The sequence below is a fragment of the Streptomyces sp. NPDC093097 genome (assembly GCF_044754325.1).
In the GTDB taxonomy this organism is placed as follows: domain Bacteria; phylum Actinomycetota; class Actinomycetes; order Streptomycetales; family Streptomycetaceae; genus Streptomyces.
This window is the reverse complement of sequence record NZ_JBIVOW010000012.1, coordinates 115,658-139,951: the sequence shown is the minus strand read 5'-3', so window position 1 is coordinate 139,951 and position 24,294 is coordinate 115,658. Positions and strand designations below refer to the sequence as shown.

At 71.9% G+C, this 24,294-nt stretch carries 22 protein-coding genes and 1 pseudogene; 15 read left to right on the top strand and 8 right to left on the bottom strand.

The features are described 5' to 3' along the window. Nucleotides 1-115: 115 nt before the first annotated feature. The 6 genes from ACIQE0_RS21435 to ACIQE0_RS21410 all read left to right on the top strand — a co-directional run bounded on the left by ACIQE0_RS21435 (nucleotide 116) and on the right by ACIQE0_RS21410 (nucleotide 6,683). Nucleotides 116-1,363, top strand: coding sequence for an NAD(P)/FAD-dependent oxidoreductase (locus ACIQE0_RS21435; protein ID WP_402334493.1), 1,248 nt, complete (start codon nucleotides 116-118; stop codon nucleotides 1,361-1,363). Beyond that, the gene (locus ACIQE0_RS21430) at nucleotides 1,360-1,752 is read left to right on the top strand and encodes a (2Fe-2S)-binding protein (protein WP_402334490.1); all 393 of its coding nucleotides are present in this window, start codon (nucleotides 1,360-1,362) and stop codon (nucleotides 1,750-1,752) included. The genes ACIQE0_RS21435 and ACIQE0_RS21430 overlap by 4 nt, the downstream gene beginning before the upstream one ends. After that, entirely contained in the window at nucleotides 1,749-3,308 is a 1,560-nt protein-coding gene (locus ACIQE0_RS21425; RefSeq protein WP_402334487.1) for an FAD-dependent oxidoreductase, read from the top strand. The genes ACIQE0_RS21430 and ACIQE0_RS21425 overlap by 4 nt, the downstream gene beginning before the upstream one ends. Next, complete coding sequence (locus ACIQE0_RS21420; RefSeq protein WP_366330430.1) at nucleotides 3,308-4,240, top strand: dihydrodipicolinate synthase family protein; 933 nt, start codon at nucleotides 3,308-3,310, stop codon at nucleotides 4,238-4,240. The genes ACIQE0_RS21425 and ACIQE0_RS21420 overlap by 1 nt, the downstream gene beginning before the upstream one ends. Then, nucleotides 4,240-5,262, top strand: a complete 1,023-nt coding sequence (locus ACIQE0_RS21415; protein WP_402334484.1) for a proline racemase family protein — start codon at nucleotides 4,240-4,242, stop codon at nucleotides 5,260-5,262. Before ACIQE0_RS21420 ends, ACIQE0_RS21415 begins: the two co-directional genes overlap by 1 nt. 683 nt (nucleotides 5,263-5,945) lie before the next feature. After that, the gene (locus tag ACIQE0_RS21410; RefSeq protein ID WP_366330428.1) at nucleotides 5,946-6,683 is read left to right on the top strand and encodes a L,D-transpeptidase family protein; all 738 of its coding nucleotides are present in this window, start codon (nucleotides 5,946-5,948) and stop codon (nucleotides 6,681-6,683) included. 107 nt (nucleotides 6,684-6,790) lie between these two features. Here ACIQE0_RS21410 and ACIQE0_RS21405 read toward each other — a convergent pair whose 3' ends face one another. Then, nucleotides 6,791-7,294: a hypothetical protein gene (locus ACIQE0_RS21405; RefSeq protein WP_366330427.1), complete on the bottom strand. Its 504-nt coding sequence runs from the start codon at nucleotides 7,292-7,294 to the stop codon at nucleotides 6,791-6,793. Nucleotides 7,295-7,552: 258 nt separating this feature from the next. On the opposite strand from ACIQE0_RS21405, the gene ACIQE0_RS21400 reads away from it, so the two are divergent. Next, complete coding sequence (locus ACIQE0_RS21400; protein WP_402334481.1) at nucleotides 7,553-8,350, top strand: SDR family oxidoreductase; 798 nt, start codon at nucleotides 7,553-7,555, stop codon at nucleotides 8,348-8,350. Between the two features lie 10 nt (nucleotides 8,351-8,360). Beyond that, nucleotides 8,361-8,864, top strand: coding sequence for a metallophosphoesterase family protein (locus tag ACIQE0_RS21395; protein WP_402334743.1), 504 nt, complete (start codon nucleotides 8,361-8,363; stop codon nucleotides 8,862-8,864). A 200-nt stretch (nucleotides 8,865-9,064) separates the two neighbouring features. Here ACIQE0_RS21395 and ACIQE0_RS21390 read toward each other — a convergent pair. From ACIQE0_RS21390 to ACIQE0_RS21365, 6 genes and pseudogenes are all read right to left on the bottom strand, one after another. Further along, nucleotides 9,065-9,488: pseudogene (locus tag ACIQE0_RS21390) on the bottom strand (SRPBCC family protein). Between the two features lie 52 nt (nucleotides 9,489-9,540). Then, on the bottom strand, nucleotides 9,541-10,554 hold the full coding sequence (locus tag ACIQE0_RS21385; RefSeq protein ID WP_402334479.1) for an aldo/keto reductase: 1,014 nt from the start codon (nucleotides 10,552-10,554) through the stop codon (nucleotides 9,541-9,543). Between the two features lie 272 nt (nucleotides 10,555-10,826). After that, complete coding sequence (locus ACIQE0_RS21380) at nucleotides 10,827-11,621, bottom strand: SDR family NAD(P)-dependent oxidoreductase (protein WP_402334476.1); 795 nt, start codon at nucleotides 11,619-11,621, stop codon at nucleotides 10,827-10,829. 98 nt (nucleotides 11,622-11,719) lie between these two features. Further along, complete coding sequence (locus ACIQE0_RS21375) at nucleotides 11,720-12,544, bottom strand: aldo/keto reductase (RefSeq protein ID WP_402334473.1); 825 nt, start codon at nucleotides 12,542-12,544, stop codon at nucleotides 11,720-11,722. Nucleotides 12,545-12,632: 88 nt separating this feature from the next. Next, entirely contained in the window at nucleotides 12,633-13,049 is a 417-nt protein-coding gene (locus ACIQE0_RS21370) for a heme-binding protein (RefSeq protein WP_402334470.1), read from the bottom strand. A gap of 58 nt (nucleotides 13,050-13,107) precedes the next feature. Then, entirely contained in the window at nucleotides 13,108-14,349 is a 1,242-nt protein-coding gene (locus ACIQE0_RS21365; protein ID WP_402334467.1) for an MFS transporter, read from the bottom strand. A gap of 166 nt (nucleotides 14,350-14,515) precedes the next feature. Between ACIQE0_RS21365 and ACIQE0_RS21360 the strand changes: the two genes are divergently transcribed. Continuing rightward, nucleotides 14,516-14,983, top strand: coding sequence for a MarR family winged helix-turn-helix transcriptional regulator (locus ACIQE0_RS21360; RefSeq protein WP_402334464.1), 468 nt, complete (start codon nucleotides 14,516-14,518; stop codon nucleotides 14,981-14,983). Between the two features lie 252 nt (nucleotides 14,984-15,235). Here ACIQE0_RS21360 and ACIQE0_RS21355 read toward each other — a convergent pair whose 3' ends face one another. Then, complete coding sequence (locus ACIQE0_RS21355) at nucleotides 15,236-16,351, bottom strand: zinc-binding dehydrogenase (protein WP_402334460.1); 1,116 nt, start codon at nucleotides 16,349-16,351, stop codon at nucleotides 15,236-15,238. 7 nt (nucleotides 16,352-16,358) lie between these two features. Between ACIQE0_RS21355 and ACIQE0_RS21350 the strand changes: the two genes are divergently transcribed. The 6 genes from ACIQE0_RS21350 to cas7e all read left to right on the top strand — a co-directional run bounded on the left by ACIQE0_RS21350 (nucleotide 16,359) and on the right by cas7e (nucleotide 24,283). Further along, nucleotides 16,359-16,688, top strand: a complete 330-nt coding sequence (locus ACIQE0_RS21350; protein WP_402334457.1) for a hypothetical protein — start codon at nucleotides 16,359-16,361, stop codon at nucleotides 16,686-16,688. Nucleotides 16,689-16,741: 53 nt separating this feature from the next. Next, on the top strand, nucleotides 16,742-16,867 hold the full coding sequence (locus tag ACIQE0_RS21345) for a hypothetical protein (protein ID WP_402334454.1): 126 nt from the start codon (nucleotides 16,742-16,744) through the stop codon (nucleotides 16,865-16,867). An 822-nt stretch (nucleotides 16,868-17,689) separates the two neighbouring features. Then, nucleotides 17,690-20,491 (top strand): CRISPR-associated helicase Cas3', encoded by a 2,802-nt coding sequence (gene cas3 / locus ACIQE0_RS21340; RefSeq protein ID WP_402334451.1) that lies wholly within the window; start codon nucleotides 17,690-17,692, stop codon nucleotides 20,489-20,491. Between the two features lie 287 nt (nucleotides 20,492-20,778). Next, nucleotides 20,779-22,404 (top strand): type I-E CRISPR-associated protein Cse1/CasA, encoded by a 1,626-nt coding sequence (gene casA / locus ACIQE0_RS21335; protein ID WP_402334448.1) that lies wholly within the window; start codon nucleotides 20,779-20,781, stop codon nucleotides 22,402-22,404. Beyond that, on the top strand, nucleotides 22,401-23,156 hold the full coding sequence (gene casB, locus ACIQE0_RS21330) for a type I-E CRISPR-associated protein Cse2/CasB (RefSeq protein ID WP_402334446.1): 756 nt from the start codon (nucleotides 22,401-22,403) through the stop codon (nucleotides 23,154-23,156). The genes casA and casB overlap by 4 nt, the downstream gene beginning before the upstream one ends. After that, complete coding sequence (gene cas7e / locus ACIQE0_RS21325; protein WP_402334443.1) at nucleotides 23,153-24,283, top strand: type I-E CRISPR-associated protein Cas7/Cse4/CasC; 1,131 nt, start codon at nucleotides 23,153-23,155, stop codon at nucleotides 24,281-24,283. The genes casB and cas7e overlap by 4 nt, the downstream gene beginning before the upstream one ends. Nucleotides 24,284-24,294 lie beyond the last annotated feature (11 nt).

Genomic DNA, 24,294 nt, shown 5'->3' with positions numbered 1-24,294 from the left:
CCGCGACCCTCAGGGACTTTCCGGCCGCCCCGCCCCCTGCGGCCGTTGACACACTTTCCGTGACGCCATAGCCTCCCCACCGTTCACCGTTCGTTCTGCCGAACGGAGGGGTTCGATGAACGGAACGCACCAGGGGCGCGGAGCGGGCGGGATGCGCGTGGCGGTGCTCGGGGCCGGCATCGTCGGCGCCGCGTGCGCGCGGGAGTTGGCCCTCGCCGGTCTCGACGTCCTGGTCGTCGACCGCGGTGGCGCGGCCGCGGCCACCACCGCGCACGGCGAGGGCAACGTGCTCGTCTCCGACAAGGGGCCGGGGCCGGAACTGGAGTTGGCGCAGTTGTCCCGGCGCCTGTGGCCCGAGGTGCTCGCCGCCCTCGCCGACCGCCGGCCCGACACGGCCCGATCCGTGGAATGGGAACCCAAGGGCGGGATCGTCCTCGCGACCACCGACGCCGGAGCCGGGGAGCTGTCGCGGTTCGCGGCGGCCCAGCGCGCGGCGGGCGTACGGGCCGAGCCCCTGGACGCCGAAGGGCTCGCCGAGGCCGAACCGTTCGCCACCCGCGAGCACACCGCGGCGCTGCACTATCCGGACGACGCCCAGGTCCAACCGGCCGCCGCGGCCGCCGCGCTGCTCACGGACGCGCTCGACGCGGGGGCGCGGCTGTGGACCGGATGCGAGGTGCTGGGGGCGGTCACCCGCGGCGATGCGCTCACCGGCGTGCGCACCTCGGCAGGCCGGATCGAGGCGGACCTGTTCGTCGACGCCGCGGGCCCCTGGTCCGGTGAACTGTCCGCCCGGCTGGGCGCCCCGGTGGACGTCCGCCCGCGGCGCGGCGACGTCCTGGTGACCACGCCCCTGCCGCCCACGGTCTTCCACAAGGTCTACGACGCCGACTACGTGGGTGCGGTCGGCAGCAGCGCCGAGGCGTTGCAGACCTCGGCGGTGGTGGAGTCCACCCGTGCCGGCAGCGTCCTGCTGGGCTCCTCGCGCCGCCGCGTCGGCTTCGACGACCGGGTGCGGCCCGAGGTGCTGTCGGCCATCGCCGCCAAGGCCCTGCGGCTGTTCCCGTGCCTGGCCGCCGTGCCGGTGATGCGCGCCTACGGCGGCTTCCGCCCCTACGTCCCCGACCACCTGCCGGTCATCGGCGCGGACCCGCGGCTGGCCGGCCTCTGGCACGCCGGCGGCCATGAGGGCGCCGGGATCGGCCTGTCGGTCGGTACGGCGCGCCTGTTGCGGAATCTGATGCTGGGGCAGCCGACGGAGATCGATGCGACGGCGTTCCGGGTGGACCGGCCTGCCGTGCTGGGCGCGACGGAGCGTTCGGCGGGCGGGACGGCGCACCCGGCCGATGAGGAGGCGGTATGAGTCCGAGGCGCATCCGGGCGGCGGTCGACGCCGTGGGCAGGCGGGAGGAGCCGTTGCGGATCACCGTGGACGGGGTGCCCGTGGAGGGCGTCGCCGGGCAGTCCCTCGCGGGGGTGCTGCTCGCGGCCGGCCGCCTGGCCTGGCGCCAGGGGCCGTCCGGTGCCCCGCGCGGGGTGTTCTGCGGCATCGGTGTCTGTTTCGACTGTCTGGTGACCGTGGGATCGGAGCGCGATGTGCGTGCCTGCCGGCGCCGGGCCCGGGACGGCGATGTGGTCACGACCCAGTCCAGGGGGAACGGCGGGCGGAGCCCGTCGGAGGCCGCCGACGGCACGGGGGATGCTCGTAGTGCCGCGGGGCTCGTCAACCATCCTGATGGAGGCGGGATATGACGGGGCGTCGGGTCGTGGTGGTGGGGGCGGGGCCCGCCGGTCTGGCGGCGGCGGAGGCCGCGCTGCGGGCCGGGGCCCGGGTGACGCTTGTCGACTCGGCGGAGAATCCCGGTGGGCAGTACCACCGGATGCTCCCCGACGCCTATGCCGCCGTCCGCCCGCAGCGGCTCCAGCACGGCTGGCGGGCGTTCGACCGTCGCCGGCGACGGGTGCTGGGGCATCCGCGGTGCACCTGGTGCCCCGAAACCGCGGTGTGGGCGTTGGAGCGCCGGGACCCGGGGGAGCCCGGGCCGCCGCGTGTGCATCTGCTGCCCGGCCCGGCCGACGGCGCGGGGCGGGGGCGGTGTGTGCTCGACCCGGACGCGCTGGTGCTGGCGGTCGGTGCCCATGACCGGGTCCTGCCGTTCCCCGGCTGGGAGTTGCCCGGGGTGTTCACGGCGGGCGCGGCGCAGGCGCTGGCCAAGGGGGAGCGGGTGGTGGTGGGGGACCGGGTGGTGGTCGCCGGTACCGGGCCGTTCCTCCTCCCGGTGGCGGCCACCCTGCTGGAGGCCGGGGCGAGGGTCTGCGAAGTGCTGGAGGCCAACACCTCGGCCACGTTGGCCCGCGGCTGGTCCCGGCGGCCGTGGGAGCTTGCCGCGCAGACAGCAAAGACGGGCGAACTGTTCAGGTATGCAGCGGACTTGACGCGTCATCGGGTGGCCTACCGGTGCGGCCGGGCGGTGGTCGAGGCGCGTGGTGCGGGGCGGGTGGAGGAGGTGGTCACCGCGCGGCTGCGCCCGGACTGGTCGGTGGTGCCGGGCAGCGAGCGCAGTACGGCGGTGGACGCGCTGTGCGTCAGCCATGGTTTCAGCCCGCAGTTGGAACTGCCGGTGGCCGCGGGATGCGTCCTGCGGGGTGCGGTGCCGGGGTCCCCGGCGGATCGGTTCGTCGCGGTCGACGGCCGTCAACGCACCAGTGTCCCGGGGGTGTTCGCCGCGGGTGAGATCACCGGGATCGCGGGTGCCCAGGCGGCGCGGGCCGAAGGCGCCCTCGCCGGGTGGTTCGCGGCCGGCGGCGATCCGGCCGCGCCCGCCCTGCGGGCCGTCCGCCGCGCCCGCGACCAGGGCCGTGCGTTCGCCGAGCGGCTGGCCAGGGCGCACCCCATCGGTGCTGCCTGGCCCCGGTGGCTGCGTCCGCAGACCGTCGTCTGCCGCTGCGAGGAGACCGACTACGCCACCCTCACCCGGGCCGTGACCGACCCGGCGGGCGGTGCCACCCGCGTCGCCAGGCTGGGGACCCGCGCCGGTCTCGGACCGTGCCAGGGCCGGGTCTGCGGCCCCACCGTCGCCGAGCTGACCGCACGGCTGCGCGAGGCCCCCGCGGAACGGCCGGTCGAGGGCCTGCCGGTGGCCGTCCCGCACCACCGGCCCCTCGTCCAGCCGATCCGCCTCGGCGATCTGGCCGCGGCACCGGTACCACTACCGCACCGCCCCGCCCAGAGCCCCCGGACGTCGACACCGACGCCACCGGTATCCACCCCGTCCACGCCCACGGCCCCCACGAAGGAGAGCGAGTGATGAGCACAGCCCCGCAGCAGCCCCGCGGCCTCGGTGGAGTGATCGTCGCCACCGCGCTGCCGTATTCCCCTGACCCGACCGCGCCGGCCGGCCTGGCCGTGGACTACGACCGCTATGCCGAGCACTGCCGTTGGCTGGTCGACAACGGCTGCCACGGTGTCGGCCCCAACGGCTCGTTGGGCGAGTACGCGGCACTGACCGACGAGGAGCGCCGCACCGTGGCCCGCACCGCGATCCAGGCGGTGGGCGGCGCGGGGACGGTGGTGGTGGGGGTGCATGGCGCCGGCGCCCACCAGGCCAGGCACTGGGCCGAGGCCGCCGCCGAGGACGGTGCCGACGGACTGCTGTGCCTGCCGCCGACGATGTACCGGGCCAACCGCGGTGAGGTGCTCGCCCACTACGAGGCGGTGGCCTCCGTCGGCCTGCCGGTGATGGTCTACAACAACCCCCATGACACCAAGGTCGATCTGACGCCGGATCTGCTCGCCGAGATCGCCGGGATCGACAACATCGTCGCGGTGAAGGAGTTCTCCGGTGATGTGCGCCGGGTGCTGGAGATCAAGGAACGGGCGCCCGGCCTGGCGGTGGTCGCCGGTGCGGACGACGTGGTGGTGGAGAGCCTGCTGATGGGGGCCACCGGCTGGTTCGCCGGATTCCCCAACGTCTTCCCGGCCGAGTCGGCCCGGCTGTACGCCCTGGCCACCGATGGCCGGCTGGCGGAGGCCCGGGCCCTCTACGAGCCGCTGGCCGCCGCGTTCCGCTGGGACTCCCGCACCGAGTTCGTGCAGGCCATCAAGCTCGGCATGGAACGCGTCGGCCGGTTCGGCGGCCCCTGCCGGCCCCCGCGCGGCCCGCTCAGCGCGGATCAACGCGACCGGATCGAGGCCGACATGGCGCGCGCCGTCGCCGCCCTTGAGAAGCAGGCCGTCTGATGCCGCACCGCGAAGGAGACTCCCGCGCCGTCCGCTCGATCTCCGCCGTCGACTCGCACACCGAGGGCATGCCCACCCGCGTGGTCACCGGCGGCGTCGATCCGATCCCGGGCGCCACCATGGCCGAGCGCCGCCGCTACGCCATGGCGCATCTGGAACCGCTGCGCCGCTTCCTGGTCGACGAGCCCCGCGGCCACCCCGCGATGAGCGGGGCGATCCTGCAGCCCCCGACCCGCCCCGACGCCGACTGGGGCGTGCTCTACGTCGAGGTCAGCGGTTTCCTGCCGATGTGCGGCCACGGCACCATCGGGGTCGCCACCGTGCTGGTGGAGACGGGCATGGTGCCGGTCACCGAGCCGGAGACCACGGTCCGTCTCGACACCCCCGCCGGCCTGGTGCAGGCGCGGGTGGCGGTGCGCGACGGCGTCGCCGAGCACGTCACCCTGCGCAATGTGGACGCGTTCGCGGTCGAGCAGGACGCCACGGTGGCCGTCCCGGAACTGGGGGAGATCCGCTACGACATGGCGTACGGCGGGAACTTCTACGCCATCGTGGACCTGGCCCAGACCGGGCTGCCGTTCGACCGCGCCCGCAAGACGGAGATCCTGGCCGCCGGCCTGGCCGTGATGGGCGCGGTGAACGAGCAGAACCGGCCCGTGCACCCGGTCGATCCGCTTGTCGCCGGCTGCAAGCACGTGCAGTTCCTCGCGCCCGGTTCCACCGCCCGGCACTCCCGCAACGCCATGGCCATCCACCCCGGTTGGTTCGATCGCTCGCCGTGCGGCACGGGGACCTCGGCGCGGATGGCGCAGTTGCACGCCCGCGGTGAACTCCCGCTGCACACCGACTTCGTCAACGAGTCCTTCATCGGCACCCGGTTCATCGGCCGGCTGGTCGGCATGGGGGAGGTGGGCGGACTGCCCGCCGTGGTACCGGAGTTCACCGGCCGGGCCTGGATCACCGGCACCGCCACCTATGTGCTCGATCGCCGTGATCCGTTCCCGCACGGGTTCGTGCTCTGACGCCGTCGCGTCCGGGTGCGGGACCCCGCTGGGCCCGGGTGCCCGGCCCGCTGCCGTCCCAGGGAGCGGGCGGCTGTCGCCCGGAGGGCACCGCACCGGGCGCGTCGATCGCGCCATGTCCGGCCCGGCCGCCCGGTACCGCCATCGACCGGGGGCCGGACCGGTGCAGTGATCGACCGCCGTGTCACCGCGTCCGGGCAGGTCATGCGGATGGTCGCCGTGGTCGGCCCACGGCTTGAGCGTGCTCGGGGAGGGGGATATCCAGGGGGCGTCCGTCCGTAGATTGGCCCGTTCCCGATGGACCGTCTCTCTTCGCCCGGTTGCAGCACTTTCCGATCACCGGCCGGGCCGGCCCGTAGTGATACGGGACATTCCGGGTCCCGGACGCCGTGGGGTGCTCCGGACCCTCGTGGTGCGCGACTCCCCGGCCTCGTTCGGCACCGAGGTGACCTGGGGTTTCAGCAGCGCCACCCGTGACCGTCGGGGCGCCGGGTGCAGCGCGGGCCGGTCGGCGGAAGCATGTGGAAGGGGCGGCTCCGGGCGCCGACTCCGCGCGGCCTGGCGGGCGGAACCGCACTGCGATCGCAAACGCCGGGCGCCGCGGCCCCCGGTTTTTGGCGCATAAGGAGCTGCGTCCGACCGCCGTCCGCAACCGGTCGGTGGGGTCGGGAGTCCTACCGGACATGAAGCCACGCATACTCAAGCGACTGAGCAGACCCGCGGCTGGCTCTCTCGGCCGGCGCGCGGGCGCTGCGCTCGCACTCACCTCCCTCACCCTCCCGCTGACGGTGGCCCTGAGTTCCCCTGCGCAGGCGGCCAGTTCGGGCTGCTACGGGCTCCGCGGCCCGTACCAGAAGCAGGCCGAGCGGTTCCTCGGGCTCCGGGTCGACGGCCGTCAGTCGACGTCCGACTGCCGCGCCATCCGGGCCTTCCAGAACAGCCACGGCATCAAGCCCAACTACGGCTACGCCGGGCCCGTCACCTGGAACGTGATGCAGCTCGTGGCCAAGCAGCGGGCGGCCGGCCGCCACCCGAACAGTGCCCACAAGTGCCCCACCAACAAGGGCCGGATCGCCTGTGTCGACCTGACCCGGCAGCTCAGCTGGATCCAGGACGGCGGGCGCCTGGTGTACGGGCCGGTGCCGGTCCGCACCGGACGCAAGGGCGCGGTGACCCGCACCGGGCACAGCCGCGTCTACTGGCGGCACCTGCACCATGTGTCGACGATCTACCACTCGGCCATGCCCTACAGCCAGTTCTTCGACGGCGGCGAGGCGTTCCACGCGATCAGCGGCAGCGTCTGGTCCGCCCCCGGCTCGTACGGCTGCGTCAACATGCGCACCAACGACGCGAAGAAGTACTGGTCGCTGCTGCACTACGGCGACGACGTGTACGTCTACGGCCGCAAGCCCGGCACCTGAGCACCCCCGCGGGCGCGCCGGCAGGTCCCGGCGCGCCCGCGCCGCGCGGCGCCGTCACGGCACTGTCGTCGCCGCCGGTGCCCCGCCGTGCCGCGACCGCCGCCCGGTCAGTGGGCCAGCAGCGTGTAGAGCGCCAGCGGCGTCACATAGCCGGGCCAGCGGCCGTCCGCGAAGAGCCGGACGCCGGCGTCCTGGTAGCACTGGTCGACGAGCTGGGAGCAGATCATGTGCCGGGTGCTGGCGACATAGCGGCGCAGTCCCGGAACGGGCAGATGGATGCGGTGGGTTGCGATCGCCAGGTAGTCGAGGAAGCTGTAGGGCACGCCCACGTAGTGCTCGGCCGCCGCGCATATCCGGTCGCGCTGCTGGTCGGTGAGCTGGTTGGGGCACACGTAGAGCACATCGGAGTCTTCGTGGTCGCTGAGCGTCCGGATGCGGGCGCCGCCGGGCTCGGCCTCCAGCAGCCGGTCGTCGGGCAGGACCAGGAAGGCGTGTTCGTAGTCGGCGAAGCCGTCTCCGTTGATCCACTCGCCGAAGTGGATCAACCGGCCGGTGACACCGGATATCTGGGTGAGACCGATGTCCCCGGGCTGGGGATGGGTGTGCTTCATGAGCGGCTCCTGGATGCGTGCGGAGCGGATTCACCCGGGTGATACCCGCTGTCGGGCCGCCCGCACCGCGTTCCCGGCGGCACAGTCGAACTGCCCGTCACCCACCCATGTCTGCCTGTTGCGCCCGAGGATGACGAGATGTCAGCACGTCTGTATGCCTCATGGTTGCGGGTGTGATGGTGCATCAGTTGCGGGACGGGGTAAAGGTCCCGGGACTGGAACGGGGGGGCACCCGACGACGAGGAGCAGCACGCCATCATGGCCACCGGCAGCACCGACACCCCGACGCCCACCGCCACCGACCACCGACCGCTCACCGGCACCGTCGCGCTGGTGACCGGCGCCTCCAGCGGCATCGGCACCGCCACCGCGCGGGCGCTGGCGCGGGAGGGCTGCACCCTCGCCCTCGTCGCCCGCCGCGCCGCCCGCCTGGACGAACTGGCCGCGGAGATCGGCGCGCAGGGCGGCGGCCCGGCCGTCGCGCTGGCCGCCGACCTCACCGACGGCGAGCAGGCGCGGCGGGTGGTCCAGCAGACCGTGGAGCGCTTCGGCCGCCTGGACGTGCTGGTCAACAACGCCGGTTACGGCGTCCGCGCCGCGGTGGCGGACAGCAATCCCGAGGACTGGGAGCGGATGGTCGACCTCAACCTCAAGGCCGTGCTGCGGATGTCGCACGCCGCGCTTCCGCACCTGCTGCGGGCGGCGGAGTCGGCCTTGCGCGGTATCGCCGATCTGGTGACCGTCAGTTCGGTCGCGGGCCGGGTGCCCCGCAGGGACAACAGCGTCTACTCCGCCACCAAGCACGCGGTGTGCTCCTTCAGCGAGTCCCTGCGCCAGGAGGTGACCGGCCGCGGGGTCCGCGTCGGGCTGGTCGAACCCGGAATGACCGTGACGGAGATGACCCTGGGCGGCCAGGCCACGGCGGGCCACGGCCTGCCCCCGGACAGCTGGCTGCACGCCGAGGACATCGCCCGCACCATCGCCTTCATGGTCACCCAGCCGGCCCGTGTCGCCATCAACGAGATCATGGTCCGGCCCACCGCCCAGGAGAGCTGACCCGGTGCCGCTGCGCCTGCTGCTCACCTCGGACACCCATGTGCCCAAGCGCGCCAAGGCCGTTCCGCCGCAGCTGCTCGACGCCGTGGCGCGTGCCGACGTCGTCGTGCACGCCGGTGACTGGACCGACGCGGCCACCGTGGACCTGCTGGAGTCCCGTGCCCGCCGGCTGATCGGGGTGTACGGCAACAACGACGGCCCCGCGGTGCGCGCCCGGCTGCCGGAGGTGGCCCGCGCCGAACTGGACGGACTGCGGCTCGGCGTGGTGCACGAGACCGGCCCCGCCCAGGGCCGGGAGCGCCGCTGCGCCGACCGCTTCCCCGACCTCGACGTACTGGTCTTCGGGCACAGTCACATCCCCTGGGACACCACGGCGGAGTCGGGCCTGCGGCTGCTGAACCCCGGTTCGCCGACGGACCGCCGGCGCCAGCCGTACTGCACGTACGTGACCGCGCGGATCACCGATGGCCGGCTGACCGAGGTGGAACTGCATCGCCTGCCGAGCCGGCAGTGAAGGGGCGCCGTCGGGGACCCGCCGGCTTGCCGGTCTGGCGATGCCTGGGGGAAGTCCGATGCGGAGAACTCCGGTGATTGTCTGGGTAGTTGGGATCACGATCCCGGTGCGCGGACATGCCACTCGCCGGCTTCCGGCAAGGAGCCGTGAAGTCGGCGAGTGCGATCGGCCTGTGGCGGGATGCCGCCACGGGCCGGCGGTCAGCGCGCCTGGACTGCCGTGACCAGGGCGTCGAGGCCGTCCCGGTAGATGCCGGTGAAGAGGGCCTCGGCCTCCTCGTCGCTCACGCCCTCAGGGACGAAGCGTCCGCTCCACTGGACCTCGGCGGCTTCCGGCCTGCCGGGGAGGGCGTGGACGCGGAGGGTGGAGAGGTAGCCCGGTGACGGGGAAGGGGGCCTTCAGGATGGCGTAGCTGTAGGAGCGCTCCTGCAGGTCGTACGCCGTCAGCTGCTCGACGATGACCTCGCCGTCGGCGTTGGCCAGCCGGCGTGCGCGGCCGCCCTGTTCGGAGACGCTCTCCGGGATGTAGGGCAGCCAGTCGGGCAGGGACTGGAAGCCGCCGATCAGGTTCCAGACCTCCTCGGGGGAGGCGGGGACGGTGCGGCTCACGGAAGTGGATGCCATGGTGGGGACCTTCGTGCGTGGGGGGGGCGGGGGTGCGGGGGTGCCGGGCGGATCAGGCGCCGGCCGGGAGCGGGGCCGCCGGGTCGAGCAGGCCGGTCTCGCGCAGGTCCTGCCAGAAGGCGGCGGGGATCTCCTCGCGCAGGGCGCTGAGGTCCTCGGCGATGCGGGAGGGGCGGGTGGCGCCGGGGATCGCGGCGGCGGCGGCCGGGTGGGCGAGGGCGAACTGCAGCGCTGCGGCCTTGACGGTCACGCCGTGCCGCTCGGCCAGCTCCCGGATGCGCCCGACGGTCCGAAGGATGTGGTCCGGGGCCGGCTGGTACTCGAAGTGGGTGCCGCCGACCAGGACGCCGGAGCTGTAGGGGCCGCCGACGACCATGTCGACGCCCTGCTCCTGCGCCGCGGGCAGCAGCCGCTGCAGTGCCTGGCGGTGGTCCAGCAGGGTGTAGCGGCCGGCCAGGAGGAATCCGTCGGGGCGCGGCTCGTCCAGGGCGAGGGTGAGTTCGACGGGCTCCACCCGGTTGACGCCCAGGCCCCAGGCCTTGATGACGCCCTGGTCGCGCAGGTCGTCCAGGACCCGGAAGGCGCCGGTGCGGGCGGTCTCGAACTGGGCGAGCCAGCGGTCGCCGTGGAAGTCCTGGGCGATGTCGTGCACCCAGACGATGTCCAGTCGGTCGGTGTTCAGCCGCTTGAGGCTGTCCTCGATGGAGCGCTTGGTGGCGTCGGCGCTGTAGTCGTCCGTCATCTTGTTGGGGCGGCCGTGCTCGAACAGGCCGCCCTTCTCGCCCAGGTCGCGGGCGGTGGGGTCCTCGACCTCGTCGTGGATGACCCGGCCGACCTTCGTGGAGAGGACGAAGGAGTCCCGCGGCTGCTGGGAGAGCATCGTGCCCAGCCGTATCTCGGCCAGGCCCGCGCCGTAGAACGGGGCGGTGTCGTAGAAGCGGATGCCCTGGTCCCAGGCGGCCTGGAGGGTGGCCTGGGACTCGTCCTCGGGGATGGCGCGGAACATGTTGCCCATGGGGGCGGTGCCGAATCCCAGGGAACCGGGCAGCAGGTGGTTGAGGCTCATCAGGAGCTTCCTTCTCTTGCGTGGGGTGTGCCGCTCGACGCCTCCCCCGTGCGCCCTTTCGCAGCTTGCTTGCATACGACGATACTTGCACACGCGTGCTAATGCAAGGGCGCGTTAAGCGCGCGCGAAAGGTTGCTTCAAAGGGGCTCTGACCTGCGGAAATGGTAGATACGGCCGAGGGCCGGACCGCCCTTCCGTGGAAGAGCGGTCCGGCCACCGGGCTCGGAAGCAGGCGACGCCGGGCCGGCGGGGAGCCCTGCCGGCGCCAGGGCTCAGGGCAGGATGGAGTCGACGTAACCGCCGTCGACGCGCACGGCGCCCCCGGTGGTGGCGGAGGCGAACGGCGAGGCGAGGTAGACGACCAGGTTGGCGATCTCCTCGGGCTCGATGAGGCGCTGCAGCAGGGACTGCGGGCGGTACTTGACCATGAACTCGCGCTGCGCCTCGTCCCAGGGCAGCTCGTCGCCGACGAGCTCGCGGACGAACCCCTCGACGCCGCCGGTGTGGGTCGGCCCGGCGATGACGGAGTTGACGGTGACGCCGGTGCCCGCGGCGGCCTTGGCGAAGCCGCGGCTGACGGCGAGCAGCGAGGTCTTCGTCATGCCGTAGTGGATCATCTCGGCGGGGATGACCACGGCCGAGTCGCTGGCGAGGTTGAGGACGCGCCCCCAGCCCCGTTCCTTCATCCCCGGCAGGTAGGCGCGGATGAGGCGGACCGCGGAGAGGACGTTGACCTCGAAGTAGCGGCGCCACTCGGCGTCGTCGATCTCCAGCGGAGGGGCGGAGCCGAAGATGCCGAGGTTGTTGACGAGGATGTCGACCGTGGGCGCGGACTCCAGCACGGCTTCGGTGCCCTGCTCCGTCGCCAGGTCGCCCACGGCGCCGGTGACGTGCTCGCTGCCGGAGTCGGCGCGTACGGTGCGGACGGCCTCCGCGACGCGTTCCGCACCGCGGCCGTTGACGACGACCTGGGCTCCCGCGCGGGCCAGGCCGGTGGCGATGGCCAGGCCGATGCCCTGGGTGGAGCCGGTCACCAGGGCGGTGCGGCCGGAGAGATCGATCTGCATGGGGCATTCCCCTCGTCGAGGCTGTGGAGCTGCGGCGGTGTCGGCGTCCCGGAGCGCCCGCCGCCGTGGGCGGGACGGGCGCTTCGGGAGGTGCGGGGTCAGTTGAAGGTGTCGGGGTCCGGGCCGGTGCGCAGGCCCCGGTCGAGGCCCGCGAGGGCGGCCAGGTCGGCGTCGGTGAGCGTGAAGCCGAAGACGTCGAGGTTCTGCCGGATGCGGGCGGGGGTGACGGACTTGGGGATCACGATGTTGCCGCTCTGCAGGTGCCAGCGCAGCACGACCTGCGCCGGGGTTACGCCGTGCGCCTCGGCGGTTCCCACGATCGCCGCGTCCCCGAGGACCGCGCCCTGGGCCAGGGGGCTCCAGGCCTCGGTGGCGATCCCGTGCTCGGCGTGGAAGGCGCGCAGCGCGGTCTGCTGGAGGCCGGGGTGCAGCTCCACCTGGTTCACCGCCGGGGTGATGCCGGTGTGCTCCATGAGCCGCTGCAGGTGCGCGATCTGGAAGTTCGAGACGCCGATGGCGCGGGCCCGCCCGTCGGCGAGGATCTTCTCCAGCGCCTTGTACGTCTCCACGTACCGGTCGTGGGCCGGGGTGGGCCAGTGGATGAGGTAGAGGTCGACGTGGTCCAGGCCGAGCTTGTCCAGGGAGGCGTCGAACGCGGCCAGGGTCTTGTCGTGGCCCTGGTCCTCGTTCCACAGCTTGGTCGTGACGAACAACTCCTCGCGGGGGAGGCCGGAGGCGGCGAGGGCCTTGCCGACGCCGCGCTCGTTGCCGTAGATCGCGGCGGTGTCGATGCTGCGGTACCCGGCCTCCAGGGCGCTGGCGACCGCGGCGGTGGTCTCCTCGTCGGGGACCTGGAAGACGCCGAAGCCCAACTGGGGCATGGTCACACCGTTGTTGAGCGTCACGTTCGGCACGGAAGTCATCAGGGGGCCTTTCTGCGGTGCTGTCTTGCTGGGGAGCGGAGCAGGGCGGCCGGCTCACGCCGGCCAGCGGTCCGCGGACGAGAGGGGGTCAGAGCGCCTGGAGGGCGGTCCGGGCGAAGCCGTGGTCCTGCTCGGGGGCGCCGCCGCCGAGGCCGAGGGCGCCGATGAGCCGCCCGTCGCGGTGGATCGGCACACCGCCGGCGATGAACAGCAGCGGCTTGTTCAGCGCGGTGGGCAGGGAGTGGAACGGGCCGTCCGGCCTGACCAGGTCGACCAGGTCGGCCGTCGGCGCGTTCAGCTGCAGGGCGGTGTAGGCCTTGGCCGTGCTGGTCTCGCCGGAGATGAGCACGGCGCGCTCGTCGCGGCGGAAGGCCAGCAGGTGCCCGCCGGCGTCGAGGACGGTGATGCTGACGGGGACGCCCGCGGCGTCGGCGGCTCGGCGCGCGGCGGCGACGAGGGTCTCCGCGTCGGCGGCGGTCAGCGGGGTCACGGTGGTGGTGCTCATGGGGATGTTCCTTGCGTGGGTGGGGGCACGCGGCCGGTGCGGCGCGGGTGCGGGGGGATCAGGAGCGGGCGGCTCCCGCCGCGGCGGGAGCGGCGCTGTGGTCGGAGGTCGCGGCGGGGCCGGGGTTCGCCGGTGCGGAGGCCGCGGTGGCGCGGGTGGGCCGCAGCTCCAGCCGGTGCGAGAGGACGGCCAACACCAGGGCGGCGGCGGCCAGGACGGCGCCGGCGGCGTTGGGCGCGGTGTCGCCGAGGCCGGCGGAGATCACCAGGCCGCCGAGCCAGGCGGACAGCGCGTTGCCCAGGTTGAAGGCGCCGATGTTGGCCGCCGAGGCCAGCGTCGGTGCGCCGTGGGCGTGGTCCAGGACGCGCTTCTGCAGCGGCGGGACGGTGGCGAAGCCGAGCGCACCGATGAGGAAGACGGCCACGACGGACGCGGCCTTGCTCGAAGCCAGGAAGGTGAACAGCAGCAGGACCAGGGCCAGGCCGGCCAGCGAGGTGTAGAGCAGGGGCATGAGCTTGCGGTCCGCGAAGCGGCCGCCGATGAGGTTGCCGGCCACCATGCCCAGTCCGAAGACGGCCATCAGCCAGGTGACGGAGGACTGCGCGAAGCCGCTGACCTCGGTCATCATCGGCGCGATGTAGGTGATCGCGGCGAACACGCCGCCGAAGCCGAGGACCGTCATGGCCATGGCCAGGATGACCTGGGTGTTCTTGAAGGCGGCGACCTCGTGCCGCAGCTGCACTCCGGCCGGCTTGGGCACGTCGGGCACGAGCTTGGCGACGCCGATCAGGCCGAGTACGCCGAGGGCGGCGACGAGCAGGAAGGCCACGCGCCAGCCGGCGCTCTGGCCCACGAACGTGCCCAGGGGCACGCCGACGACGTTGGCCACGGTCAGGCCGGTGAACATCATGGAGATGGCGCCGGCCTTCTTCTCCGGTGCCACCAGCTCGGCGGCGACGACGGAGCCGATGCCGAAGAAGGCGCCGTGGGCCAGCGAGGCCACCACCCGGCCGATCAGCATGACGGCGAAGACCGGGGCGACGGCGGAGATGAGGTTGCCGAGGATGAACAGGCCCATGAGCAGCATGAGCATGTTCTTGCGGGAAATCTTGGTGCCCAGGATGGTCATGATCGGTGCGCCGACCGTGACGCCGAGGGCGTAGCCGGTGACCAGGAAGCCGGCCGTCGGCACGGACACGCCGAGGTCCGCGCCGACCTGGGGCAGCAGCCCCATGATCACGAATTCCGTGGTGCCGATTCCGAAGGCCCCTATGGCCAGGGCCAGCAGTGCGAGCGGCATGACGAGGATCCTTTGAGATGCAGGATGTGCGCGGGAGCGTCTTGTAAGCGGGAACAATAATTGCACGCGCTGGCTAATGGCAAATGCGGGTATAGTGAGGTGCGTGATATCGCGGCAGGCGCCCTGTCGACGCCTCCGCTCGCAGGACCCGACTGAGGGAGCTTCCATGACCGCCACCGACCCGGCGATGACCGCACTGGCGCACGGCTGGTCGGCGCTCTCGCTGCTGCACGGACGCATCGAGGGCAAAGTCGAACGTGCGCTTCAGGCCGAGCATCGGCTGAGCGCGCGCGAGTACTCGCTGCTGGACGTGCTGAGCCGCCAGCACGACGGCGAGGGCGGCCACCTGCAGATGCGACAGGTCGCCGACTCCGTCGTCCTCAGCCAGAGCGCCACCACGCGACTGGTGACCCGGCTGGAGGACCGCGGGCTGCTGGAGCGCTACCTGTGTCCCACCGACCGCCGCGGCATCTACACCAACGTCACCGAAGACGGCCTGCGCCTCCTGGAAGAGGCCCGCCCCACCCACAACACCGCCCTGCGCGAGGCCCTCGACCAGGCAGCCACCGAGCCCGTACTGGCCCCCCTGGTCCACGCCGTCCAGCAACTCCCGAGCGGCGCCCAGCCGGCGTGACCTGCCGCCGCGCGCGGCAACGCCACAGAGGCCAGGGAACGGCCGCCCCGCCACTCGCCGGGGCGGCCGTTTCCGTACCCGGATCGGCGCGCTGAGCGGAGGCAGGTGTTGGCGAGGCAGGGCCTGCCACATGACCGGCGGCGGTCTTCGTCGTGACTGGCGGGACTGGTGGTGTTGCCGTACGCCGGCAACGCCAGGCGGCGGGCGCCATCCAACTCGCCTGCCGCATACGTGAATCACCAGCCCACGCAACTACCCGAGGGTGAGCACCGCCTTGCCGTGGAGTCCGCGGGTGAGCAGTGCGTCGATCGCCTCCGCCGCGGCGTCCCAGTCGCCGCGCCAGGTGATGCCCGGGTCGAGTGCGCCGGCGGCGACGCGCCGGGCCAACCAGGTCGGATCGCGGTCCAGGCCGGAGCGGGCGAGCAGGAAGAACGTCACGATCGACCCGTTGTGCCTGCCCTGATCGCCGAAGAGCGTCCCGAACGGGAAGTCCTCCCGGGCGTTGGCGGAGTGCCCGACCGCGACGAGCGTGCCGCCCTCGTTCAGCGTCTGGTACGCCTCGACGAGCAGCGGGCCGCCGACCATGTCGAGCACGCCGTCCACCGGCCGGCCGGCCTCCTTCGGTGTGCGGATCACCTCGTGGGTGCCCAGCCCGCGCAGCAGTTCGCCGTTGGTGTCGGGGTCGCCGGCGAGGGCCACGACGCGGGCGCCCGCCGCGCGGGCGAGTTGCACGGCGTATCGGCCGACACCTCCGGTGGCCCCCGTGACGAGGACGTCGCGCCCCAGGAGCGGGCCGACGCGGTGCAGGGCGCGCAGGGCACTCGTGGCGGCGACCGGGATGGTCGACGGCGCGGCCGGGTCGGCGCCCTCGGGTGCGACGCCGATCAACGCGGTGTCGACCACGCGCAGTTCGGCCCAGGCGCCGTCGGGCATGAGCGTCACGACCGGCGTGCCGACGGCCGGTCCGGAGCCGTCGGCGGCCGCCCGTTCCACGACACCGGCCGCCTCCCAGCCCAGGACCGCGCCTTCGGGCGCACCGCTCAGGCCGAAGGCGACCTCTCCGTGGTTGAGCGAGGTCGCAGTCACCCGGATCAGGGCCTGGTGGGGTGCGGGAACCGGGTCGGGGACGGTGCCCAGTCGCAGGCCGGCGGGGGCTGAACGGTCGACGGGCAGTGCGCGTTGGACGAGCTCTGCGACGTGGTCGAGGTCTCCAAGGGGACGTTCTTCCGCAACTTCGGCAGCAAGGAAGACGTCGTACTGGCACCGACCCAGGACCTGTGGGCGGCCTTCCTCGACGTCCTGGAGGACTGCCCGGCGGACGGGCGCACGCTCAATCGCGCTGTTCGAGGACGCCCTCGTCGCGGCCATCGACCGGATGGACGCCGAAGAACGGGCCGAACGCACCCTGCAAAGACGCCGGTTGGCATCCCGGACGCTGTCCATGGACGCACACGGGCTGGCGTTCTGCGACCGCACCAGCCGTACCGCCCTCGCCGTGGTCGAGCGGCGGTTCGCCCTCCCCGGAACCGGCGACGGACGCGCCCACCTGGCGTTCGACATGCTGATCGCAGCGTTCCACCGAGCACTCGACGGCTGGGTGGCACAGCCCGCCGGCCACACCCGGACAGACCTCGCTCACCGACTCCGCGCAGCCTGCGCGGAGTTGCCCGGCGCACTGACGGCGAAGGCCGAGGCGCGCGCGTAGGACCGGCCGGGTCGCCTGTCTGGGGGCGTGCCTGGGGCTGGGGAGAAGTGCCTGTGCAGGCAGATACGGCGAAGGTGCGCGGCACCGGCGATGACATGAAGGCGTTGCCGAGCGACAACCAGCGGCGGATGCAGCACGCGCACCTCCGCATCGTCCGCCCGCACCTGGATTGGTACTGACAGGCAGGATGACCGAAACCGTCGCACATCATGGTGCGGGGCCGCGCCACCCCGCTCGGCGTTCGCAAGTCCGAGCGCTCGCGGTACCGCTGCTCTCACTGGCCGCCATCGGCTGTCTCATCACCACGGTGGCGTTGTCCACCGCCCATGTACACCGCCAGTCGGCTGCCTGCCGCTACGTGGCGGTGCCCTGGACGCACTTCGCTTGCGCCTACGGAGCCCCTCGTCCACTTCGTGCTCTCCCGCACCGCGCGCCGCGATGCTCCAACCCGCTTCCGGCAGGCAGAGCTGGCTCCCGACGCTCTTCGTCGGTGGTTGGTCAACGCCAGACCCAGGCCGTTCCCGGGGGCGGTGTTCGTCGGCGACCAGTCGGCAAGGGCGACGCGCGAACGCCTGCGGCTCGTGGGCGATATCGTCGACGGGCGCACACCACCCGCCGCTTGATAAAGAAACAGCAAAGCAGTCCTTTCGTCGCAGGTCATGAAGCGTCCTCCCCACGTGCGTGGGGGTGTTCCGCCCGAGGGCGGTCGAACTCTACGTTCAGCAACGTCCTCCCCACGTGCGTGGGGGTGTTCCGGTGTCGGTCAGGAACCGGTCCCAGCGCGGGGTGTTCTCCCCACGTATGTGTGGCCGTCCACCGCGTCGACGTCGTCGACCTTGGTCCAGCTCCCCACTACGGGTGGGGGACGTGGCTGCATGGGCATATTTGTCCGGTGAGTGACGCGGGTGTGTCTGCGGTCCGTGGGCCCGCAAGTTCCTCATGGTTGTTAGGTGGTCAACCGGAGCAGTGTTCGAGGGTAGGACGGTTTGGATTGGAGTGCTGTGTCTGACGATCTATTCGAGTGTCGGATTTGGGGTAAGTCCAAGGGGCTGCCGGTTGGTTCGCATTATCCGCTGGTGTGTCACCTGGTGGATACGGCGGTTATGGCCGATGTCCTGTGGGATGCGTACCTGTCGCGGTCGCAGCGTCGTGTGATCGCGAAGGCGTTGGGTGTCGGTCTGGATGCGGCGCGGCGGGTCGTGGCGTTCTGGGCTGGGTTGCATGATGTCGGGAAAGCTGTTCCGGGGTGGCAGGCGGGGCGCGGTGATCTGGCGGCTGCTCTGGCGGGGGTTGGGTTTCCCGAGGTGTCTGAGGCGGATGCTGCGGCGTTGGGGCGGCATGAGGCGTCGTCGCAGTTGTTGGTGCCGTCGCTGCTGGGTGGTCTTGGTTGGGAGGTGGAGGGGCAGCGGGATCGGGTGGCTGCTGTGGTGGCGGGCATGGTGGTCGGCGGGCATCATGGCCGGTTCGGTGAGCCGACCCGTGCCGATGTGGTGGCGGGGCCTGTGGGGGCGTTTCCTGGTCTGGGTGGGGGGCGGTGGGCTGGTCAGCGTGAGGCGATGGCCCGGGTGTTGGCGGCGGTCACTGGGGCCCCGGCAGTCGCGGGGGTTGGGGAGCGGGTGCCGGCTGGGGTGATCACGGTGGTGACGGGGCTGGTGGTGTTGGCTGATTGGTTGGTGTCCCAGGAGGATCACCTGCTCGCTCGGGTTGATGCCGCGGGCCAGGTGGTGGATGCCGCCGCGGTGCACGCGTGGGCTGCGGAATCGCGGGTGCATGCCCAGGACCTGGTGGCGGATGCGGGTTTGGTGGTGCCCGAAGTGTCGGAGGGGGAGTCGTCGTTCAGCGGCATGTTCTCGTACGTGCCGATCGCCGAACCGAACCAGTTGCAGGCGAGCATCGCTGAGCACCTGCCGCGGATGCTCGGCGGCAACCCGGGGTTGTTGCTGGTGACGGCGCCGACCGGTGATGGCAAGACCGAGGCCGCGTTGTTCGGGGCGTCGTTGTTGGGGCGGGCATGCGGGACGCACGGCGTGTATGTGGCGCTGCCGACGATGGCGACGACGAACCAGATGCACGGACGTCTCAAGGGCTGGGCGCAGCACAACCTGCCGGGGGCCGTGACCCGGTTGCACGGGATGGAGTGGATGAGCGACCCGGAGACGCGGGTCGTGCACGGCGATGAGGGTGTGTCGGTGGAGGCGACGCGGTGGTTGCGTCAGTCCAACCGTCACGGTCTGCTCGCGCACCTGAACGCCGGCACTATCGATCAGGCGTTGCTGTCGGTGCTGCCGTTGGGTTTTGGGCAGTTGCGGCATCTGGGCCTGTCCGGCAAGACGTTGGTCATCGATGAGGCGCATTCCTATGATGCGTTCACGCATGCGCTGCTGCTGCGGTTGTTGGAGTGGTGCGGGGCGTGGCAGGTGCCGGTGGTGGTGCTGTCGGCGACGCTGACCGGTGAGAGTGCAGCCGGGCTGGTCAATGCCTATCGGTCCGGTGCCGGCTACACGCGTCCGGAGCGGGTGGAGCCGGCGTATCCGGGGTGGTCGTTCACCGACCACAAGACCGGCGTCACCCACGTGCCCAGTGTCCGGGTGGGGACCGACCGGGGGCGGGAGTTGCGGGTGGAGATGGTCACCACCCGCGGCACCGGGCACCGGCAGCGCACGGTCCTTGCCGAGTTGGAGCCGTTGGTGCGCGAAGGGGGATGTGCGGCCGTCATGTGCACGACCGTCGCCCACGCCCAGGCCACCTACCAGCACCTGGCCGCCGAACTCGAGGGCACGGTCGACCTGCACCTGCTGCACGCCAGGCTCCCCGCGCATCAGCGCGAGGCCTACACGGCGCAGGCGGAGACCGCGTTCGGCCGCGTCAACAAGGCGGCCACCATTCGCCCGAAGCGGGGCATCATCGTCGCAACGCAGGTCATCGAGCAATCCCTCGACCTGGATTTCGACCTGGTCATCAGCGACCTGGCGCCGCTGGCCCTGCTGCTGCAGCGGGCCGGCCGCGCCTTCCGCCACGGCCCCGAGGTGTGGGCCCAGGCCGGACTCACCCGCCCGGCCTGGGCCGGCACCGACCCCCGCATGGCCGTCCTCACCCCCGCCGGCACCGACGGCGACCCGAACTTCGCACCGCCGACCTGGGGCAGCGTCTACCCGTCCTCGCTACTGCAGCGCACCTGGGAACTCCTCGACCGACGCCCCGGCACCCTCAACATCCCCGGCGACGTCCAAGCCCTCGTCAACGCCGTCTACGACCCGGAATTCACCAGCAGCAATCCCGACGCGCTCCTGGCCGCCGACCGCGACCGCACCACCGACGACACCCTGCGCCGCGCCCTCGCCGACCTCGCGATGATCCCGCCCCCGCGCCGCGTCCACACCGGCAACCTCCACCGGCTGACGGCCTCCGACGCCGACCGGGACCTGATCACCACCCGGCTCGGAGCCAACTCGGTCAACCTGATCCCGACGTTCCACGACACCGGCAACCAGATCTGGCTCGACCCCCAGCACACCGTGCCCATGCCCCTCCCCACGCCGGGAGCCCGCGGCCGGCTCACCCGGGCGCAGATCCGCACCCTCATGTCATACGCCGTACCCATGCGCGCCGGGAAATGGCTCACCCAACTCACCCCCGACCAACAAGCCCACCCCACATGGGCATCCGAACCACGCCTGACCGGCCTCGTACGACTCCCGCACCACCAAACCCCAACCGGCCACGAACCAGCACCGATCGGTGACCGCCGACTACGCCTGCACCCCGTACTCGGTATCGTCGACGACGCACGCACCACAGCATGATTGACAAAGAAAACGCAAAGCAGCCCTAACGCCGCAGGTCACGAAGGGTCTTCCCCACGCAGGTGGGGGTGATCCGGCCCGCCCAGTGCGTGGGCGGGCCAGGGGGACGTCTTCCCCACGCAGGTGGGGGTGATCCGGATGCGTTCGTACTCCGCTTGGAAGCGGGCCGGTCTCCCCCCACGCAGGTGGGGGTGTTTCCGGTCTCATCCGCGGGCTATGGCTTGATTGCCCTCTGCGTTCTTGGGTGGAGGGGGTGTTGTCAGTGGTGCCCGGTACGGTGCAGAGCGATGACCACTACACATGCTGAGCCGTCAACGCCTGCCGCTGGTCTGGATGTTGGGGCTGATCCGTGGATTCCGGTGACCATGGTCGATGGCACGCGTGGCGTGTATGGGCTGCGTGGCTTGCTGGCGGATGCTCATCGGATTGAGTCGCTGGCGGTCGGTGCGCCGCCTGCTGAGTGTGCGCTGCTGCGGATCCTGTACGCCCTGGGGCTGCGGGTTTCCGGGCTCGATGAGATGGACGGGGTCGGTCGGTACGACTTGCTGGAGCAGGGCCAGTTCGACGTCGGTGAGGTGGACGCCTATTTCGCCCGGTATTCGGGGCGTTTTGGGCTGTTCGATCCGGTGCGGCCGTGGATGCAGGAGCCGCGGCTGCCGTCGCAGATGGATGTCGTTGTGGCGAAGGGGCGGCGTGCTGGGCAGATAGACCGGAAGACGAGCGGGATCGGGAAGTTGGCGGTCACGCGGGCGTCGGCGTCGTCGTCGGCGTGGTTCGGTGCGTTCCATGACGGGGTGCCGGTTCCGGTGCCGGGCGTGGAGGCTGTTGGTCATCTGCTGACGTGGTTGTGGTACGGGCAGGGGGGTCCGCAGGGTCCGGTTCGGCGGACGCCGGCCCACACGGGGCGGCATGCCTCGGTGGGTCCGTTGCGGGGGCTGGTGTCGTACCACCCGACCGGCAGGACACTCTTCGAGACGATCGTGCTGGGGATTCCCGACACGGAACTGGTCGATCGCGACGCGGATGTGGCGCCGTGGGAGGCCGATGAGCTGCCGGATCCGGGCGGGGAACTGCCGGTGGCGGCGGGGCCGGTGTCGCTGCTGACCGGCCGTGCACAGCACGCGCTGCTGCTGGTGCCGAATGTGGCCTGGTCGGCGGCGGAGGATGTGTATATCGCGTGGGCGTGGCCTGGTGCGTTGCCGCCGGTGATGGATCCGTACCTGAACTGGTTGGAGGGGTCGAAGGGGCAGCGGTATGCGCAGCGTGCGCAGGTGGGACGGTCGTTGTTTCGGGATTTGGATGGGCTGATTCTGCACCGGAGGCCGGGGAGTAAGCAGCGTAGGCCGCTGGTTATGGACGCGATTCACGATGTGCCGGCTGAGGTGCTGGAGCACGTGGGGGTCGCGGCGTACGGGTTTGAGCAGGAGCGGGAGAAGGCGGGTGGGGAGAAGGGTTGGTATCGGGCGGTGACGCCTGCGGTGCTGCGGCTGATCCGTGAGGAGGAGGCGGCGAACGCCGGCCGGCTCGCGGTGGCGCGGGAGCGTGCGGAGGTGTGCGCGAACCGGTTGGCGTGGGCGGTGGACGAGGTGTGGAAGGAGACTGCCGTCCCGGCCGGTGATCCGGAGAAGAAGGAGTATGCGAGCCGGTCGCCGTTGGGGGAGCGGGCGCTGGCTGCGTACTGGCCGCTGGCTGAAGTGGAGTTCTGGCTGCTGGTGGAGCAGCGGGCGTGGGACCGGGCGGTTGCGGTGTTCGGGCAGTTGGCGGTCTCGCTCTATGACCGGTTGTCGCGGGAGATCACCGATGCGCAGCAGCCGCGCACGGTGCGGGCGGTGGTCCGGCACCAGGGCAAGGTCGCCTCCATGCTGCCGAGGACCACTGAGGCCGATACGACGACGGATGGGGAGGCGGCGTGAGCGCGCCGGGGGAGACGAAGACGTTGAGTGGTCGGCGGCTGGCGGACGCGGACCGGTTCGTGGCCAGGATCTCAGCGGCCTGCCGGCGCGATGCCGGGGCGGGGCAGGCCCTGCGGTCGGCGTTGGGCCGCACGCCGGCTGAGGCGATCCGGGCGCACCGGTATGTGGCAGCGCAGCTGCCGGATGATCCGGTGGCGGATCTGGAATGGGCGCACTACACGGTGGCGGCACTGATCGCCCTGTACGAGCCGGAGGCGCGGCCGGCGAAGGACCGCTCTCGCCCCGCCGAGGGGGGCAGCGAGGTCGGCGACCAGATCCACGGCGAAGCGGGCGGTCAGGCCGATGCGGAAGGCGGGCGGAAGCCTCGTACGCGGGCCGAGCGGCTGCGGTTGGGGAATCTCGGTGCGGTGCTCGGGCGGCTGGATGCGCCCGAGACCAACGGGAGCGAGCCGGATCCGGAAGGACGGCGAGCGGCCCGGCTGCATGCCCTGATGCGGGAGGACCTGGCCGGCATCCACGCGGCGCTGCCGGGAGTGATGCGGATGGCGGCCGCGGACGACGGCCGCATGGACTGGGGCGTCTTGCTGCACGACCTGGCGGACTGGGACCGCGACTCCCTGCGGGAGGCGGCGGTGCTGCGCTGGTCGACCGCCTACTACAAAGCCCTGACCAAGACCAGCGCCGACCGCTCGGATACGGGTGCCGGCGACGGGCACGACAGTGACAACGAGAGCAAGGGGGAGACCCGGTGACCTTTTTGTGCCTGCACGCGGTGCAGACCATCCCGTACGCCAATCTCAATCGCGATGACCTGGGGGCACCCAAGACGCTGACGTTCGGCGGGACGACCCGGATCCGGTTGTCGTCGCAGGCACTTGGGCGTCCGCTGCGCGAGTACGTCGAGGACACCACCGGCATCCACGCGGTGCGTACCCGGCGCCTGGGCCAGCAGGTCGAGGCGCAGCTGCGCGAACGGGGGTGGGGTGCGGAGCTGGCCGCGGGTGCTGCTGAGCAGGTGCTGACTTCGACCGGGTTCAAGCTGGACAAGGCCGGCACGAAGAGCTTGCTGTTTGTGCCGGCGGTGACGGCGGCCGGGATCGCGGACCTGTGTGTCGAGCACCGGGAGGGGATCGAGGCGGTGGTCGCCAAGGGTAAGCCGGACACGAAGCTCCTGGCGGAACTGGGGGCTGGGGTGAAGGAGTTGATCGGCCGCCGCAACGGGTCGATCGCACTGTTCGGGCGGATGCTCTCGGAGCTGCCCGGCGCCGGGGTCGACGCCGCCCGCCAGCTGGCCCACGGGTTCTCCACACACACCAGCCGGCGGCAGGCCGACTTCTTCGTGGCCGTCGACGACGTCACCCACGACAGTGACGAGACGGGCAGCGGTCACATGAACCACGGCGAATACGCGGCCGGGGTGTTCTACCGGTACGCGGTCTTGGACCTGCGGGAACTGCTGTCCGACGGCGGCTTGGACGGCGACACCGACACCGCGCGTGCTTTGGTGGATGCGTTCGCAGCCGGGTTCATCCGCATGCTGCCGCAGGCCAAGAAGAACACCACCGCGCCGCACACGGTCCCGGACCTGGTGCACTTGGCGGTGCGCACCGACCAGCCGCTGAACCTGGCGGCCGCATTCGAGCGCCCGGTGGCTGCCGAGCAGGGCGGCGGTTGGGCCCGCCCCTCCCGCGTCGCCCTTGCCACGTATGCGAAGGCCGTCAACCGGCTCATGGGCAGCGATGACATCGCCTTCGCCGGGTACGCCGCGATCGCCGAAGACGAGACTTTGACCGGTCTCGGTGAGCAGGTCGACTCCTACGGGGCGCTCACGCAGGGCGCGGTCGACGCGCTGTTCAAGGCCCACGCTGCCGCTCAGTAGCAGCCCTTTCC

Bases quoted from the DNA above. Each gene is read 5' to 3' on its own strand.
- ACIQE0_RS21435 (WP_402334493.1), top strand. From the start codon at position 116: ATGAACGGAACGCACCAGGGGCGCGGAGCGGGCGGGATGCGCGTGGCG.
- ACIQE0_RS21430 (WP_402334490.1), top strand. From the start codon at position 1,360: ATGAGTCCGAGGCGCATCCGGGCGGCGGTCGACGCCGTGGGCAGGCGG.
- ACIQE0_RS21425 (WP_402334487.1), top strand. From the start codon at position 1,749: ATGACGGGGCGTCGGGTCGTGGTGGTGGGGGCGGGGCCCGCCGGTCTG.
- ACIQE0_RS21420 (WP_366330430.1), top strand. From the start codon at position 3,308: ATGAGCACAGCCCCGCAGCAGCCCCGCGGCCTCGGTGGAGTGATCGTC.
- ACIQE0_RS21415 (WP_402334484.1), top strand. From the start codon at position 4,240: ATGCCGCACCGCGAAGGAGACTCCCGCGCCGTCCGCTCGATCTCCGCC.
- ACIQE0_RS21410 (WP_366330428.1), top strand. From the start codon at position 5,946: ATGAAGCCACGCATACTCAAGCGACTGAGCAGACCCGCGGCTGGCTCT.
- ACIQE0_RS21405 (WP_366330427.1), bottom strand. From the start codon at position 7,294: ATGAAGCACACCCATCCCCAGCCCGGGGACATCGGTCTCACCCAGATA.
- ACIQE0_RS21400 (WP_402334481.1), top strand. From the start codon at position 7,553: ATGGCCACCGGCAGCACCGACACCCCGACGCCCACCGCCACCGACCAC.
- ACIQE0_RS21385 (WP_402334479.1), bottom strand. From the start codon at position 10,554: ATGAGCCTCAACCACCTGCTGCCCGGTTCCCTGGGATTCGGCACCGCC.
- ACIQE0_RS21380 (WP_402334476.1), bottom strand. From the start codon at position 11,621: ATGCAGATCGATCTCTCCGGCCGCACCGCCCTGGTGACCGGCTCCACC.
- ACIQE0_RS21375 (WP_402334473.1), bottom strand. From the start codon at position 12,544: ATGACTTCCGTGCCGAACGTGACGCTCAACAACGGTGTGACCATGCCC.
- ACIQE0_RS21370 (WP_402334470.1), bottom strand. From the start codon at position 13,049: ATGAGCACCACCACCGTGACCCCGCTGACCGCCGCCGACGCGGAGACC.
- ACIQE0_RS21365 (WP_402334467.1), bottom strand. From the start codon at position 14,349: ATGCCGCTCGCACTGCTGGCCCTGGCCATAGGGGCCTTCGGAATCGGC.
- ACIQE0_RS21360 (WP_402334464.1), top strand. From the start codon at position 14,516: ATGACCGCCACCGACCCGGCGATGACCGCACTGGCGCACGGCTGGTCG.
- ACIQE0_RS21355 (WP_402334460.1), bottom strand. From the start codon at position 16,351: ATGGCCGCGACGAGGGCGTCCTCGAACAGCGCGATTGAGCGTGCGCCC.
- ACIQE0_RS21350 (WP_402334457.1), top strand. From the start codon at position 16,359: ATGGACGCCGAAGAACGGGCCGAACGCACCCTGCAAAGACGCCGGTTG.
- casA (WP_402334448.1), top strand. From the start codon at position 20,779: ATGACCACTACACATGCTGAGCCGTCAACGCCTGCCGCTGGTCTGGAT.